Raw genomic sequence first — 233 nt, forward strand, 5'->3', positions numbered from 1 at the left:
CGCGAGAGCCGCGTGCTCGCCGCGCGCCTCGCGTGAACCGTCGCTTTTTTCCCCTTCTCTCAGAGAGCGCGCATGAGCTTCGCAAATGTCCCCGCCGGCAAGGATCTGCCGCACGACTTCAACGTGATCATCGAGATTCCGGCGCAGAGCGATCCGGTCAAGTACGAAGCCGACAAGGATCTGGGCGTGCTCGTCGTCGACCGTTTCGTCGGCACCGGCATGCGTTATCCGGT

Annotated in this window: 1 protein-coding gene; it reads left to right on the forward strand. The window is 63.1% G+C overall.

Features of this window, described 5'->3' with window-relative positions:
* Positions 1 to 72 precede the first annotated feature (72 nt).
* Positions 73 to 233, forward strand: a 161-nt coding sequence (locus tag SB771_RS37335) for an inorganic diphosphatase (protein ID WP_410722322.1), incomplete at its 3' end; no start/stop codon positions are given.

Origin of the sequence: Burkholderia sp. SIMBA_051 (assembly GCF_046534915.1) — a bacterium.
GTDB lineage: Bacteria > Pseudomonadota > Gammaproteobacteria > Burkholderiales > Burkholderiaceae > Burkholderia > Burkholderia ambifaria.